This is a genomic window from Pacificibacter sp. AS14 (assembly GCF_038899935.1).
Taxonomy (GTDB): Bacteria; Pseudomonadota; Alphaproteobacteria; order Rhodobacterales; family Rhodobacteraceae; genus Celeribacter.
Map to the genome: position 1 here is coordinate 98716 of NZ_JBBMQI010000010.1, position 14335 is coordinate 113050.

Annotated in this window: 16 protein-coding genes; 10 read left to right on the plus strand and 6 right to left on the minus strand. The window is 53.1% G+C overall.

Features of this window, described 5'->3' with window-relative positions; all coding sequences use genetic code 11:
* Positions 1 to 134 precede the first annotated feature (134 nt).
* A complete protein-coding gene (gene tkt / locus WNY38_RS11315; protein ID WP_342857445.1) occupies positions 135 to 2156 on the minus strand; it encodes a transketolase in 2022 nt (673 codons plus the stop codon).
* Between the two features lie 385 nt (positions 2157 to 2541).
* On the opposite strand from tkt, the gene WNY38_RS11320 reads away from it, so the two are divergent.
* On the plus strand, positions 2542 to 3057 hold the full coding sequence (locus tag WNY38_RS11320; RefSeq protein WP_342857446.1) for a hypothetical protein: 516 nt from the start codon (positions 2542 to 2544) through the stop codon (positions 3055 to 3057).
* A gap of 3 nt (positions 3058 to 3060) precedes the next feature.
* Complete coding sequence (locus WNY38_RS11325; protein WP_342857447.1) at positions 3061 to 3462, plus strand: cell division protein ZapA; 402 nt, start codon at positions 3061 to 3063, stop codon at positions 3460 to 3462.
* An 85-nt stretch (positions 3463 to 3547) separates the two neighbouring features.
* Here WNY38_RS11325 and grxD read toward each other — a convergent pair whose 3' ends face one another.
* From grxD to WNY38_RS11350, 5 genes are all read right to left on the minus strand, one after another.
* A complete protein-coding gene (gene grxD, locus WNY38_RS11330; protein ID WP_342857448.1) occupies positions 3548 to 3910 on the minus strand; it encodes a Grx4 family monothiol glutaredoxin in 363 nt (120 codons plus the stop codon).
* A 54-nt stretch (positions 3911 to 3964) separates the two neighbouring features.
* Positions 3965 to 4195 (minus strand): BolA/IbaG family iron-sulfur metabolism protein, encoded by a 231-nt coding sequence (locus WNY38_RS11335; RefSeq protein WP_215943380.1) that lies wholly within the window; start codon positions 4193 to 4195, stop codon positions 3965 to 3967.
* Between the two features lie 78 nt (positions 4196 to 4273).
* Complete coding sequence (locus WNY38_RS11340; protein WP_342857449.1) at positions 4274 to 4759, minus strand: hypothetical protein; 486 nt, start codon at positions 4757 to 4759, stop codon at positions 4274 to 4276.
* Positions 4760 to 4865: 106 nt separating this feature from the next.
* Entirely contained in the window at positions 4866 to 7025 is a 2160-nt protein-coding gene (gene purL / locus WNY38_RS11345; protein ID WP_342857450.1) for a phosphoribosylformylglycinamidine synthase subunit PurL, read from the minus strand.
* A 494-nt stretch (positions 7026 to 7519) separates the two neighbouring features.
* Positions 7520 to 8422: a LysR family transcriptional regulator gene (locus tag WNY38_RS11350; RefSeq protein ID WP_342857451.1), complete on the minus strand. Its 903-nt coding sequence runs from the start codon at positions 8420 to 8422 to the stop codon at positions 7520 to 7522.
* 320 nt (positions 8423 to 8742) lie between these two features.
* Here WNY38_RS11350 and WNY38_RS11355 point away from each other — a divergent pair, with 320 nt between their 5' ends.
* The 8 genes from WNY38_RS11355 (at position 8743) to WNY38_RS11390 (ending at position 14295) form a co-directional block, all read left to right on the plus strand.
* Entirely contained in the window at positions 8743 to 9753 is a 1011-nt protein-coding gene (locus tag WNY38_RS11355; RefSeq protein ID WP_342857452.1) for a lysophospholipid acyltransferase family protein, read from the plus strand.
* Positions 9754 to 9755: 2 nt separating this feature from the next.
* Positions 9756 to 10568 carry an aspartate/glutamate racemase family protein gene (locus WNY38_RS11360; RefSeq protein WP_342857453.1) on the plus strand — a complete coding sequence of 271 codons (813 nt, stop codon included), beginning with the start codon at positions 9756 to 9758 and terminating at the stop codon, positions 10566 to 10568.
* Between the two features lie 199 nt (positions 10569 to 10767).
* On the plus strand, positions 10768 to 11796 hold the full coding sequence (gene argC, locus WNY38_RS11365) for an N-acetyl-gamma-glutamyl-phosphate reductase (protein WP_342857454.1): 1029 nt from the start codon (positions 10768 to 10770) through the stop codon (positions 11794 to 11796).
* A gap of 27 nt (positions 11797 to 11823) precedes the next feature.
* A complete protein-coding gene (gene ccmE, locus WNY38_RS11370) occupies positions 11824 to 12267 on the plus strand; it encodes a cytochrome c maturation protein CcmE (protein WP_342857455.1) in 444 nt (147 codons plus the stop codon).
* Positions 12268 to 12341: 74 nt separating this feature from the next.
* Complete coding sequence (locus WNY38_RS11375; RefSeq protein ID WP_342857456.1) at positions 12342 to 12953, plus strand: holin-associated N-acetylmuramidase; 612 nt, start codon at positions 12342 to 12344, stop codon at positions 12951 to 12953.
* Positions 12944 to 13561, plus strand: coding sequence for a holin family protein (locus WNY38_RS11380; protein ID WP_342857457.1), 618 nt, complete (start codon positions 12944 to 12946; stop codon positions 13559 to 13561). Before WNY38_RS11375 ends, WNY38_RS11380 begins: the two co-directional genes overlap by 10 nt.
* A gap of 177 nt (positions 13562 to 13738) precedes the next feature.
* Positions 13739 to 13876: a hypothetical protein gene (locus tag WNY38_RS11385; protein ID WP_342857458.1), complete on the plus strand. Its 138-nt coding sequence runs from the start codon at positions 13739 to 13741 to the stop codon at positions 13874 to 13876.
* Positions 13873 to 14295, plus strand: a complete 423-nt coding sequence (locus tag WNY38_RS11390) for a hypothetical protein (RefSeq protein WP_342857459.1) — start codon at positions 13873 to 13875, stop codon at positions 14293 to 14295. Before WNY38_RS11385 ends, WNY38_RS11390 begins: the two co-directional genes overlap by 4 nt.
* Positions 14296 to 14335 lie beyond the last annotated feature (40 nt).

Consider the following 14335-nt stretch of genomic DNA (forward strand, 5'->3'; position numbering starts at 1 on the left):
CAAACAAGATGCTGCGATGCGGAAATGCTTGACGTAGAGCGTTGTTTTGAAGTGTTCACCAAAGTCAGCTCCTAAGTGTCAAAAAGCCCGCGCATCGCTGCACGGGCTTTTCTAATTTTACAGTTACGACGTTCTTAGCCCAAAAGTGTTTTGACTTGCTCAACAATGTTTTCAGCGGTGATGCCGAATTTTTCATAAAGCTCATCGATTGGCGCAGAGGCACCAAAGCGATCCAATCCAACAAAGGCTTGTTTTTGCTCACGGCCACGTTCGCCCAAAAGCAACTTGTCCCAACCGCCAGCACGCGCGGCAGCCTCAATCCCAACACGCACAGGGCCAGCAGGCAGGACTTTGCGGCGGTAAGCCAAGTCTTGCTCGGCAAAAAGCTCCATACAAGGCATAGAGACAACGCGTGTGCCGATACCGGCCTCTTGCAAGATGTCACGTGCTGCCATTGCGATGGCGACTTCAGAGCCTGTTGCGATCAAGATCGCTTGGCGTTTGCCCTCAGAGTCGGCCAAAACATAGCCGCCTTGTGCGACCAGATTTTTGACTTTGTGCTCTTTGCGCAAAGTTGGCAGACCTTGACGGGTTAGTGCTAAAACTGTTGGCGTTTTCTGCGACGTCAGTGCGATTTCCCATGCTTCTGCCGTTTCCACAGTGTCACATGGACGGATGGTCAATGTGTTTGGTGTGGCGCGACAGATGGCGAGGTGCTCAACAGGTTGGTGTGTTGGGCCGTCTTCGCCAAGACCGATAGAGTCGTGTGTCATCACGTAGGTCACAGGAATCTGCATCAAGGCTGACAGGCGCATCGCAGGGCGGGCGTAGTCGGTGAAACAGAAGAAAGTGCCGCCGTAGGGGCGCACACCACCGTGCAACGCCATGCCGTTCATGGCTGCTGCCATACCGTGCTCACGGATGCCGTAGTAGACGTAGCGGCCTTTACGATTGTTCTCGTCAAATGTGCCCATGTCAGCTGTGAGCGTGTTGTTGGAACCTGTAAGATCTGCAGAGCCACCAATGGTTTCAGGCAACACAGGATTCACGACGCCAAGCACCATTTCAGATGATTTGCGTGTGGCCACTTTGGGCTGATCTTCGGAAATTTGTTTTTTAAGGGCGCGAATGACAGACCCTAGTTTGTTAGGTGTTTCGCCTGCAAATGTGCGGGCAAACTCGGCTTGGCGGCGCTCTGACTGCTCGTCAAGGCGCGCTTCCCAAGCCGCACGGTCGGTGCGACCACGTGATCCGATGGCTTCCCACTGTGCTTTGATATCCGTAGGAACCTCAAACGGCGCAGATGTCCATCCGTAGACCTCTTTCGCCGCTTTCATTTGATCCGCATCGGTCAAAGCGCCGTGGCCTTTGGATGTATCTTGTTGCGCATGGCCCAAAGCGATGTGCGTTTTGCACGCAATCATCGATGGCTTTCCTGCGTTTTTCGCAGCAGTGATCGCCGCGTCGATGGCCTCTGGATCGTGGCCGTCGATTTCTTGCACGTGCCAGCCTGCAGCTTTGAAACGCATAGGTTGATCAGTGCGATCAGACAGGTCAACGGTGCCATCAATGGTGATGTTGTTGTTGTCCCAGAACACGATAAGTTTGCTAAGCTTTTGACGTCCCGCCAAGGCAATCGCCTCGTGTGACACACCTTCCATCAAGCAGCCGTCGCCCGCGATACAGTATGTGTGGTGATCTTGCAGTTTTTTGCCGAAACGCGCGCGCAGGTGCTCTTCTGCCATGGCAAAGCCGACGGCATTGGAAATCCCCTGACCTAGCGGACCCGTTGTGGTTTCGACCGCTTCCAACAAGAAGTTTTCAGGGTGGCCAGCGGTTTTGGCGTTCATTTGGCGGAAGTTTTTCACTTGCTCCAATGGCATCTCTTCGTAGCCTGTGAGGTACAGCAAAGAGTACACCAGCATAGAGCCATGGCCTGCAGACAAAATAAAGCGATCGCGGTCAGCCCAAAGTGGGGCAGAGGCGTCGAACTTCAGGTGTTTTTCAAACAAAACAGTTGCCACATCGGCCATGCCCATCGGCATGCCAGAGTGACCTGAGTTGGCAGCAGCGACAGCATCAAGTGTCAAAGTGCGGATGGCGGCGGCACGCATCCAGTGATCAGGGTGCGCCGCGCGCAGTTTTGCGATGTCCACGTGTGGATCTCCTAGCTGTCTCAAAGGCAGCCGCAAAATCCAACATGTAGAGCCAGACATCGCAGCCATTCGGGCTTGGTGATAACGATGTTGCGCGAAAGTGCAAGCCAGACAGGCCAATTTGACCCCATATCGGGCCATATCAAGTAACTTTCGGTCAAGCAGTTGGTAAAGCCTTTGTCATAGGCTAACCTATCGAATCAAATGGTCTTAAATGTCTTAGACTTGCGCCCCGCTGGCTTTGGGGTAGTTTGATTCAATCGTACTTGGGCATGTTGGGCGGGGTTTGTGACATCGGCCGAGGATGTGTTATAGAGTAAAAGACGTTTGTGCGGTCTATTCAGGACTGCGATGGGTTCAAGAACAGTGATAAGCAGTAACAGGTATGGCGATGAGCGAAATTTCAGACTTTGCGACACGGATCACGGCAGCGCTTGAGCGCATTGGCCGTGCAGTGGCTGCCGCCGAAGAACAAAATGCTTCAAGCGGCGGAATTGCCTCTGATGAAATGATGGCTGAAATGGCGCGGTTGCAAGAGGCGTTGGATTCAGAGCGCGACACCAACGTGCAGCTTGAAGAACGTGTGCGCGCGATCCATGAAAAGCAGCAAAGCCATGTGGCGTCTTTGGAAGAAGAAGTCGAAACGCTGCGCCACCAGTTGATGAACCATGATGCCGAAACGCAAAAACTACGCCGTGTGAACGTGCAGTTGCGTGCCAATAATACTGCGTTGCGCGAATCTAATATGAATGCGATGGGCGATCCGGCTTTGGTGAACAAAGCGTTGATGACGGAACTCGAAGCGATCAAAGTCGGGCGCGACGCCGATCTTGTTGAGCTTGATGCAATTTTGAAAGATTTGCGCCCGTTCGTCGATGATGCCCCAAAAGAAGAGGTCTAAACCATGCCAGAGATCAAAATTTCCATCGGCGGGCGTGAGTTTGAAGTGGCTTGCCAACTTGGTGAAGAACATTTCTTGAAATCCGCAGCACAGCTGTTGGACAATGAAGCCACTGTTTTATCAAGTCAAATTGGCCGTTTGCCAGAGGCGCGTATGCTGCTTATGTCTGGTTTGATGTTGGCGGATAAGACTGCAGGTATGGAAGAACAAATGCGCGCGCTTGAAGCCAAGCTTGGCGCGCAAGAGGCGCTTTTGGAAGAGTTGCGTTCGGCGCCAGCCCCAGTGCCTGAGCGTATCGAGGTGCCCGTAGTGCCCGCTGAGGTCAATGACACATTCGCTGAATTGGCTGCGCGCACCGAGGCTATGGCAGCAGCTCTCGAAGACCGCTTGGGTGTGTCCGCTTAAAGGCTTTGTCGAAAATTTGATTTATCAATAAGGGCGGCAAAGAGAAAATCTTTGCCGCCCTTATTTTCTATAAAAACAGACTGTTTTACGCGTTTGCAGCGCGCACTTGCTCGGCCTTATCTTTGTCGAAAGCAATGCCGTTGGTCTCAAGCAATGTGTCCAATTCACCAGAAAGCGTCATCTCGGTGATGATGTCGCAACCGCCAACAAACTCGCCTTTGACGTAGAGCTGTGGAATGGTTGGCCAATCGGAAAAGTCTTTGATGCCTTGGCGAATCTCGGCATCGGCCAGAACGTTTTCGTCGTGGAATTCCACGCCCATAAAGTTCAAAACACCAGCCACACGGGATGAAAATCCACATTGCGGCATCAGTTTATTGCCCTTCATGAACAGAACGACTTCGTTGTCATCAATGGTTTTTTGGATCGTTGCTTTTGCGTCGGACATGGGGTCGACCTTTCGAATGTTTGTGCCGCATCAAGCGCGGCTGATGTGTATCTTTTACTCAGGCGCGCGTGTGGACAGGGCCAGCGCATGCAGCTTACCACTGTCAATCTCGGCTTTAAGAGCCGCGTTCACCGCGCGCTGTTGCTGAACGCGGTTTTTGCCACGAAAACTTTCATCCACCACTTCGGCGGCAAAATGTTGTCCGTCGTCGCCTTGAACAACGATGCGGGCCTCGGGAAAGGCTGTGCGGATCAGAGTTTCGATTTCAGCGGCAGTGATGGCCATGTAAGGCGCTCCTTGGTGTCGTCTTGTGTTGCTGTAAATGTAGGGCCCGCGTAGCTCCGCTGCAAGACGTTGATCGGATTAAGACGCGGTGCTATGTGCCAGTTCGGTCAAAAAAACGTCATATCGGCGCTTCAACGTGTCGGTATCGGCCCAAACACGGGCGCTGCGTTTCAATAAATCGGCGCGTTCAGTTTCCAGTGCCTCTGGCAGATCTGTCTTGCCCGCCTCAGTCAGTTGGATCATTCGCTCATGCAAAGGGCGCAGGTTTTCAAAATCACGCATCATAGCAAACATCAATTCAGGATGATCTTGCCAGCTTTCGCCGTTGAACCGCATTTGCGTCACGCGTTGACCTGCGCCCGCGCAATCGAACTTGATGCAGCCTTCAAACCCATCGTCTTTGAGCGTGCTGTGGATTTTACAGCGATGCGTATGGTCCAAATTTGGGCAGGGCGTGCCTGAGGTCTTGTCGATGGCGAAATCATCGCCCTTTTGAAAGGACATGCCCACGCAGCACAGCCCCACACAATTGGCGCAATCTGATGTGAGGTCTGGCAGGTCCATGTGGGTCATCCTTGGTTTGGGGGCAAACTTGGGTCGGGTTGAAAAACGAAGGCCCGCGCAAAGTGGCGGGCCTTTGAAATATCTTGTGCAGCTCTAAAGCCGCGCTTTAAGCAAAGGTCTCGGCAAAGGCACCGTTGAACACGGCGCTCAAACTTGCGAGCGAGGCGTCCGAGCCGCCGAGCTTGACCATATCGCCGCCAAATTTACCAACCGTGGTCAATGTGACGCCCGCTTGGCTCGCGGCCACCATCAAAGCTTCGGCTTGATCAAAGGAACATGACACCAGGTAACGTGCTTGATCTTCGCCAAACAGTTCCGCTGTGTCGCCACTGTCCAAAGTCAGCCCAAGGCCCGCTTTGTCCGCCAATTCAAACGCCGCCAAAGCAAGTCCGCCGTCAGACAGGTCGGTGGCTGCATTGATCAGCTTGCGGTTGGCTTTGAGGAACTCACCGTTGGTTTGTTCAAGTGCAAGGTCAACATGAGGCGCGTCGCCGCCTTCGCGGTTGAACACTTCGGCGAGCAGTGCCGATTGGCCAAGGTGCGTGCCAACAGCACCGATCACAACGGCGACGTCACCGTCTTGGGCAAGGCCCGCGATCAGTTCGTCTTCATTGTTGATCAGGCCCACAGCGCCGATGGTTGGTGTTGGCAAAATACCCACGCCATCAGTTTCATTGTACAAAGACACATTGCCGGACACGATTGGCATATCAAGGAACTTCACCGCCTCAGCGATCCCTTGCAGCGCGCCAACCAACTGACCCATGATTTCGGGTTTTTCGGGATTGCCGAAGTTCAAGTTGTCTGTTGTCGCCAAGGGCTTAGCGCCCACAGCGGTCAAGTTGCGGTAGGCTTCGGCCACGGCTTGTTTGCCGCCTTCAACAGGGTTGGCTTTCACGTAGCGCGGTGTCACGTCTGATGTAAAGGCAAGCATCTTCGGCGTGCCGTGCACACGGATGACGCCAGAGCCCATGCCCGGTGCGCGCACTGTATCGGCCATGACTTGGCTGTCGTATTGCTCGTAAACCCAAGATTTCGCCGCGTAGTTTGGCGAGGCCAAGAGCGCTTTCAGCCCATCAATCGGATCGATGCTTGGCACGTCATCCATAGGTTCCGCTGGGGGTGTCGGCACCCAAGGGCGGTCATATTCTGGCGCAGAAGATGCAAGTGTAGACAGCGGCAAGTCGCCTTTGACTTCGCCGTTGTGCATGATCAAGAACCGGTCTTCTTCGAGCGTTTCACCGACGATGGCAAAGTCGAGGTCCCATTTGTCAAACACAGCGCGGGCTTCGGCTTCAAGCTCGGGCTTGAGCACCATCAACATACGCTCTTGGGATTCGGACAGCATCATTTCATAGGCGGTCATATTGAGTTCGCGTTGCGGCACGTTTTCAAGGTCAAGACGCACGCCCAATTTGCCTTTGTCGCCCATTTCTACGGCCGAACAGGTCAAGCCTGCGGCCCCCATATCTTGGATCGAAATCACAGCGCCGGTGGCCATCAACTCGAGCGTTGCTTCCATCAAGCGTTTTTCTGTGAACGGATCACCCACTTGGACGGTGGGACGTTTGTCTTCGATTGTGTCATCGAACTCAGCCGAAGCCATCGTCGCGCCGCCAACGCCATCACGGCCTGTTTTGGCGCCAAGGTAGACAACAGGCATGCCAACGCCAGAGGCGGCGGAGTAAAAGATTTTATCTGTATCAGCCAAGCCCGCCGCAAACGCGTTCACAAGGCAGTTGCCGTTATAAGCAGAGTGGAACCGCACTTCGCCGCCAACTGTTGGCACGCCAAAGCAGTTGCCGTAGCCGCCAACGCCCTCAACAACACCGTGCACAAGCTGCTTGGTTTTGTGGTGCTCTTTGACGCCAAAGGACAGGGAATTCATCGCCGCAATTGGACGTGCGCCCATAGTAAAGACATCGCGCAAAATACCGCCAACGCCAGTGGCCGCACCTTGGTAAGGTTCGATGTAGGACGGATGGTTGTGGCTTTCCATTTTGAAGACAACACATTGACCATCGCCAATATCCACGATGCCAGCGTTCTCACCGGGGCCACAAATCACTTGCGGGCCGTCAACGGGCAGGCCGCGCAGGTGTTTCTTGGATGATTTATAAGAACAATGCTCGTTCCACATGGCCGAGAAAATGCCGAGCTCGGTGTATGTCGGCTCACGGCCCATGATCTCAAGGATGCGCGCATATTCTTCGCCGTTCAGGCCGTGTGCGGCAATCAGATCATCGGTAATTTTCGGATCGGTCATGGAAATCCCCCAAAAGGTCATCAGAGCATCCTACATCATGCACAAAGGCACCCGCGGACGCGTATCTCGGTCAGGCGTTCTCATAGGCTATCGCTGGGCTTTGGGAAAGAGGGCACTTGGCCACAAATGGCCTCTAACTGCGGTTTTTGGCGTTGAAGCAGTCAGGCGCGATCAAAAATAACACTTACCACGCTCTAGAAAGGGCGCAATTGGGTGTGAACTTATACTTGGGAATAAAAAAAAGGCCGAGCATAAGCTCGGCCCAAGTCCAACAGGGAGGTGAAGTTGCTAAGAGTTTCCTCCATCAGCACCTTCAATGATTGATTTATGTGCGGTTTGTGAATCTATCAAGGGTTAACCGTTCAAATTCGCGCATGCCCGATATGCACTCAGGGCATAGCTCTGCTGTGGCCTGTCGCTAACATTTTGAAATAATGCATTTTTAAGCAGATATGCATCGCCGAGCCGCTAAAGTTAGCTGAAAGGCTGTAACCTTAACTTGGTGTGTCGCGTTGGCGGCGGCGATAATCGCTGATCTCGCTGGTGATAAAATCCCGGAATACTTCGATCCGTTTTGAATGGCGCAACTCTTCAGGGTAGGCCAAGAAAACGGGCACTTCATTGCTTTCTACTGTGTCTAAAACGCGTATGAGGTTTGAGGTGCTGTGGAAAAGATAGTCTGGTAAGACACCGATTCCCAGATCATTGAGTACGGCTTGCAGGACGCCAAAATAGTTGTTCACATAAAGTTTGGATTTCACCTCGTGCAAAGACAGCTCATGCGTGAGGCTAGCACCCGCGGCCACCTGCGCTGACTTCGGGTTTTGTGAAATCAAGCGGTGGTTGTCCAAATCATCTAGATCGGTGGGCGTACCGTGTTCATCGAGATATTTTTGCGTTGCAAACAATCGCATACGGATGTTCATCAAACGCTTGCGAATTAAATCTGCCTGAGATGGTTCTTTCATACGAATGGCCACATCAGCCTCACGCATGGGCAAATCCAATACGCGCTCTTCGAGCATCAAATCGATGGTTAGGTCAGGGTATTTTTCATAGAGTTTTGATAAGCGTGGCGCGAGCCAAAGTGTGCCAAATCCGGTAGCTGTGGTGACGCGTAATTCACCATAGACCTCTTCTTCGCTGTCTTTGATCCGCGCGGCTGCCGCATCAAGGCGTTTGGCCATGGCGCGGGTGGCGTCAAACAACAACTCGCCTTGCTCTGTCAAAATGAGGCCACGGGCATGACGGTGAAACAAGGTGGTGCTGAGTGATTCTTCCAGCGCGCGAATTTGGCGCGAGACAGCAGATTGGCTCAAATGCAGCGTGTCGCCCGCATGGGTGAGTGAGCCAGCATCTGCAACAGCGTGGAAAATCCGTAGTTTATCCCAGTCCATACCCGAAACCCTTTTATTCTTATTGCCTGTAACATACTTGCCTTTTGAGACAAAGCGCAGCTTGGTGGCCCTCTTTTGCGCTTTTTGAGGGCGCTGCAAGAGGAGATTGTTGCTTGGTTGGCTTATACTTACGTTTTTTTGGTTTTTCTGTTTCTTCAACAATATTGTAGCAGCGCGTTTACCAATTTGCGCAGGTTTTAATCGTATTTGTCGTGAGTATATCTTTGATGAGTACAAAAAATCATGAACACAGTGTCTTTTTAGACGAAAAACAATGGAGGCCTCGCGCGCGGCGCGCTAAAGTGCTCAAACATTTATGAATGGAACAGCTCCAAGTGATTGTGCATCCTAAACCTAAAAAAGGTTCTTCTAAAGAAAGTGCTCGCAAAGATCGCCAAGTTGCGCGAGATATCACTTATGCCGGTTCGGCGCAGACGCGGCGCGGGCGTGCGCTTATTCGTGTCATGGAAAATGTCACAGGGCGTTTGTCTTTGATCAAGCGGGCTGAGGGCTATAGTAAAGATCTTGAGAATGGGAAGACCATTTGGCAAGTCATGGTGAGCCGTTATGGGCTTGAACTTGATGTGCTTGAGGGCGCTTTGGAAAATATCCCACGTGAAGGGCCTCTGATCGTGGTCTCTAACCATCCTTATGGAATTTTGGATGGGCTGATGATGGGGCATATGTTGTCTGTCACGCGTGGTGATTTTCGGATTTTGGCCAATACCGTGTTCAAACAAGCTGAAGACATTGATCGCGTGATCTTGCCGGTGTCTTTTGATGCGACCAAGGAAGCGGTGCAGCTCAATCTTGAGACGCGCAAGGTGGCGTTAGAATATCTCGCAGATGGGGGCTGTATCGGGATCTTTCCTGGCGGCACTGTCTCGACCTCCGCCACGCCTATGGGCAAGCCGCTTGACCCGTCATGGCGTGCCTTCACGGCGAAAATGGTGGCCAAATCTGGCGCGCAAGTGGTGCCAATTTTCTTTGAAGGCAGCAACTCGCGCCTGTTCCAGCTGGCCAGCCATTTGCATTCTAGCTTGCGAACGGGGCTGTTGATTCGTGAATTTAGAAACCGTATCGATGAACCTGTGCGTGTTGTCATAGGCGAGCCGATCGCGCCTGAAGAACTTGAACCTTTCCGCAAAGATCCCAAGCTGATGATGGATTTTCTGCGCAAACGGACCTATGCTTTGTCCCCTAATCCAATTGACAATCTAACACTTGGGTTTGAATTTGAAGCAAAGCACGGGGCTACGCCTCGCACATTGTTTGGCGCTCCGCTGAAGCGATTTAGGGTGTCTCAAAAAGGTCAAAAGGACCGATATTAAGCATGGCAGTAGGTATTTTTGACAGCGGACTTGGTGGGCTGACGGTTTATGATGCGGTAAGCAAACGCTTGCCTGATTTGCCGCTGGTCTATTTCGGTGACAGCGCCCATGCGCCTTACGGTGTGCGCGATGCCGATGATATTTACAATCTGACCACGGTGGCCGTTGAGCGTCTTTGGGATGCGGGTTGTGATTTGGTGATCTTGGCTTGTAACACGGCCTCTGCAGCGGCCTTGCGCCGGATGCAGGAAAGCTGGATTCCAACCGATAAGCGTGTTCTTGGCGTTTTTGTGCCGTTGATAGAGGCCCTTACCGAGCGCGAATGGGGAGACAACTCCCCCCCAAAAGAGGTCGCTGTGAAATCCGTGGCCTTGTTTGCCACGCCTGCCACGGTATCGTCGCGCGCGTTTCAACGCGAACTGGCGTTCCGCGCCATTGGTGTTGATGTCGAAGCTCAAGCCTGCGGCGGTGTGGTTGATGCGATTGAAGATGGCGATATGATTTTGGCTGATGCTTTGGTGCGCTCTCATGTGGATGCGTTAAAACGCAAATTGCCCAAACCTGATGCAGCGATTTTGGGCTGCACCCATTACCCGATGATGGAAAAAGAGTTCCAAGACGCATTGGGCGCGGATGTGAAAGTGTTTTCGCAAGCCAATTTGGTCGCGGAGAGCTTGGAGCATTATCTGGAACGTCGCCCTGAGATGCTTGGGGCAGGGACAGAAAACCTGTTTTTAACCACAGGTGATCCCGCCAAAGTCAGCCGCGGTGCCACGCAGTTTTTGAAACGCCAAGTGACGTTCGAGCAGGCTTGAAATCGAAGCATCATTGCCCCATCGCTTCAGTGTTACGTGAGCGCGCATTGACACGACCATTATGATGTGGACTTCTCGATCGCCCGCCTCTTGCCCTTTTGCCGCAATTGCGCTTTGCCGCCCGCAGCACTACATTGACGCGAAATACCTCTGCGGGCGCATCGCTTGACGAGGCAGCCCTGAGATCAAAGAGAGACTTATGACCTATAAAATCGCTATTTTGGGCGCCTCTGGTTACACCGGTGCAGAGCTCGTGCGCTTGATTTCCACCCATCCTGTGATGGACATCGTGGCCCTGTCTGGTGATCGCAAGGCGGGTATGGCGATGGCGGATGTGTATCCGCATCTGCGTCACTTGGATTTGCCTGCGCTGTGCAAAATTGACGACATTGATTTCGCCGGCGTCGATCTGGCCTTTTGTGCGCTGCCTCATGCGACCTCGCAGGCGGTGATCTCAAAACTACCAACGACATTGAAAATTGTCGATCTGTCTGCTGATTTCCGCCTGCGCGATCCAGAAGCTTACGCCAAATGGTACGGCCAACCCCATTCTGCAATCGAGATGCAGTCCGAGGCGGTTTATGGCCTGACCGAATTTTACCGTGACGAGATCAAATCCGCGCGTCTTGTGGCGGGCACGGGGTGTAATGCGGCCACTGGTCAGTTCATTTTACGGCCCCTTGTCGCTGCTGGCGTGATTGACTTGGATGACATCATCTTGGATCTCAAAGTTGGTGTTTCTGGTGCGGGCCGGTCGCTCAAGGAACCGTTCTTGTTTGGCGAATTGCACGATAATGCTTTTGGCTATGCCGTTGGCGGCAAGCACCGTCACTTGGGCGAATTTGATCAAGAGTTCTCATTGATTGCAGGGCGTCCTGTCGAAATTCAGTTCACCCCGCATTTGATCCCTGCCACCCACGGCATTTTGGCTACGGCCTATGTCAAAGGCGAAGCTGACGCTGTTTACGCCGTGCTGGTCGCACAATATGCAGACGAGCCGTTTATCCAAGTGCTGCCCATGGGCGAAGTGCCTGCGCTGAAACATGTGCGGGCCTCGAACTATTGTCACATCGGTGTCGTTGCAGACCGCCGTGCGGGCCGCGTGATCGTTATCGGCACACTCGATAACCTGACCAAAGGTTCAAGCGGGCAAGCAATACAAAATGCCAATTTGATGCTTGGCCTTGATGAGGTGACGGGGCTGACCTTGGCGCCAGTGTATCCGTAAAATTTAAAGATAGATTGTTAATGTGCAATGAAAAACCTTAAAAAACAACGCCGTATTCAAATTATTGCGGTGGCGGCTGTTGCGCTCACTCTGTCTACAGCTTTGATCGGCTATGCGATGAAAGATGGGATCAATCTGTTCAGGTCCCCGACCCAAGTGGTCGAGGAACCACCCCGTATGGGCGAGGTGTTTCGCATTGGTGGCTTGGTGCTTGAAGGCAGTTTGATCCGCGGCGAAGGCACGGCGGTGACCTTTGCGGTGACCGACACCAATGCTACAGTGCCCGTCAGCTACACGGGCGTTCTGCCTGATTTGTTTGAAGAAAATCAGGGCATGATTGGCACGGGAACGTTGCAAGATGGCGTGTTTATTGCGTCCGAGATTTTGGCCAAACACGACGAAAGCTATATGCCCAAAGAGGTCGTGGATGCCTTGAAAGAACAGGGCGTTTACCAACCCAGCTCTGAGTGACCCGCGCGCTCTAGTCCGCCTGCGTTAACCTTTTTACCTCAGCCTTAGCTCATCAAATTGGTGGGTTTGGGCATATGAAAACAGTACAGCAAATAGCAAACGATATTATCGCTCGTGAGGGCGGTTACGTGAATGATCCCGATGATTTGGGGGGCGCGACAAATTTTGGCGTCACCATAGGCACGCTGCGCCGCCTTGGGATTGACAACGACGGTGACGGGCGCGTGACATCGGCTGATGTGCGCATATTGACCCGTGCGCAAGCCAGCGATATTTTTGTTGAACACTACTTTAGCGGGCCGCGTATCGACGAATTGCCGCCTGTCTTGCACGCCAGCGTGTTTGACATGTACGTCAACGCCGGCTCGAATGCGGTGCGTATTTTGCAGCGGCTTTTGGTCGATATGGGGCAAAGCATCGTCGTTGACGGTCAAATCGGCCCGCAAACGATTGAAGCCTGTGTGATCGCGCATAGCTTGGCACCGCATCATTTGGCGGATGCTTTTGGCATTGCGCGGCGCAACTATTACTACGCTTTGGCCGACAGGCGTCCTAAAAGTCGCAAATACGCCAAACGGCGTGATGGCGGCAAAGGCGGCTGGATCACACGGGCCGAAGAGTTCATTTCTCCAAGATATCATCTGACCGAGGCGGAACATGCCGCACGGGTGGCGTCATGGGAATAGTCCAGATCTTAGGCCAGTTGCTGTTCGGGAATGGTACGAACGTGATCAAAGAAACGGCTGAGGTGTTTATGGAGAACACCGAAAACGGTTCGATCCGCGAAGCGACTTTGCGCGCCGCTGCCATGGATCAATTCGCCAAAGAATTCGCCGTGGCGCGCACGGGGCGGTTTGATCGGTTCATGGATGGGCTCAATCGTGTGCCGCGTCCCCTAATGGCTTTTGGCACTATCGGGTTATGCGTGGCGGCGATGGTCAATCCGATTTGGTTTGCCGCGCGTATGCAGGGCATCTCGCTGATCCCAGAGCCGCTGTGGTGGCTTATGGGGGCGATTGTCAGCTTTTATTTTGGCGCGCGTTATCAGGCGACGGGGCAAAATTTTCAACGCTCTATTGCTGCGACCGTGGCCCAAGCGCCGATCGTGACCGCCAATATTCGCTCACTTGAGGCGCTTAGAGCATTGGAAGCAGGTGCCAAAGGCGAAACCGTTCCATTGGTGCAAACAGCCTATGCCGCTGGCCCCGCGCCTGATCTAGATGTGCCCGAAGTGCCTGGGTTTGATGCGGAAAATCCTGCCTTAACAGCATGGAGGGGGGCCAATGATGAGTGATGCTCTGATCAAAACTTTGGCTGAACATGGGCCATGGGCAATTATGGTTTTTTTCCTTTTATACAGGGACTTACAAAAGGACCAAGCCACCCGTGCTGTGCTCGATAAAAACTCGCAAATTTTGATCGAGATGACGACGATGATCCGAGAACGTCTGCCAAGAGGGGGAGGCCACTGATGATACCGCATCTGAAAGAGGTCTTGATCTGGCTCTTGGATTTGGTTGCAGGCACGCCGCTTGCCCAGGCCGTCAAACGCAATCGCGATGCCGCAAACGCTTTGGATGCGGCGGTGAAGGAGATGTTGAAACAATGAAACAAGCACTCACATTATACGGCGTGATCTTGGGCTTGGCGCTCTTGGGCATGTCTTTGCTCGGCACCACACAAATGGTGCTGATCGGATACGGCGCTATCTGCGTGATGGCGCTGGTCATTTCGGGTACGTTCTTTTGGCTCTGGCAGGTGCGCGCCACACCGCTGGCCTTGGGTATGTCGTTCAGTTGGGCTGGTCTCGGCCTGACCTTGGGCTGGTGGTGGGCGTCACAAGTGCACTTGAGTTCGGTCTGGGGCTTTGAGGCTGCAATTTTGTTTGCCTTTCTGTCCTTGCTGATGTCCGGCGCTGTGCTGCATTTCGCGGTCATTCAGGGGTCGTTTGGCTATCATGGGTTTAGTTTTCTGGTGCCGGTTCTGGGCGCGTTGCTTCTGTCTCTGGGGGTCTTGTGGGGGATATGAAATTATATCCCTCATAGGAAACTGTGGGGTGAGACAGAGG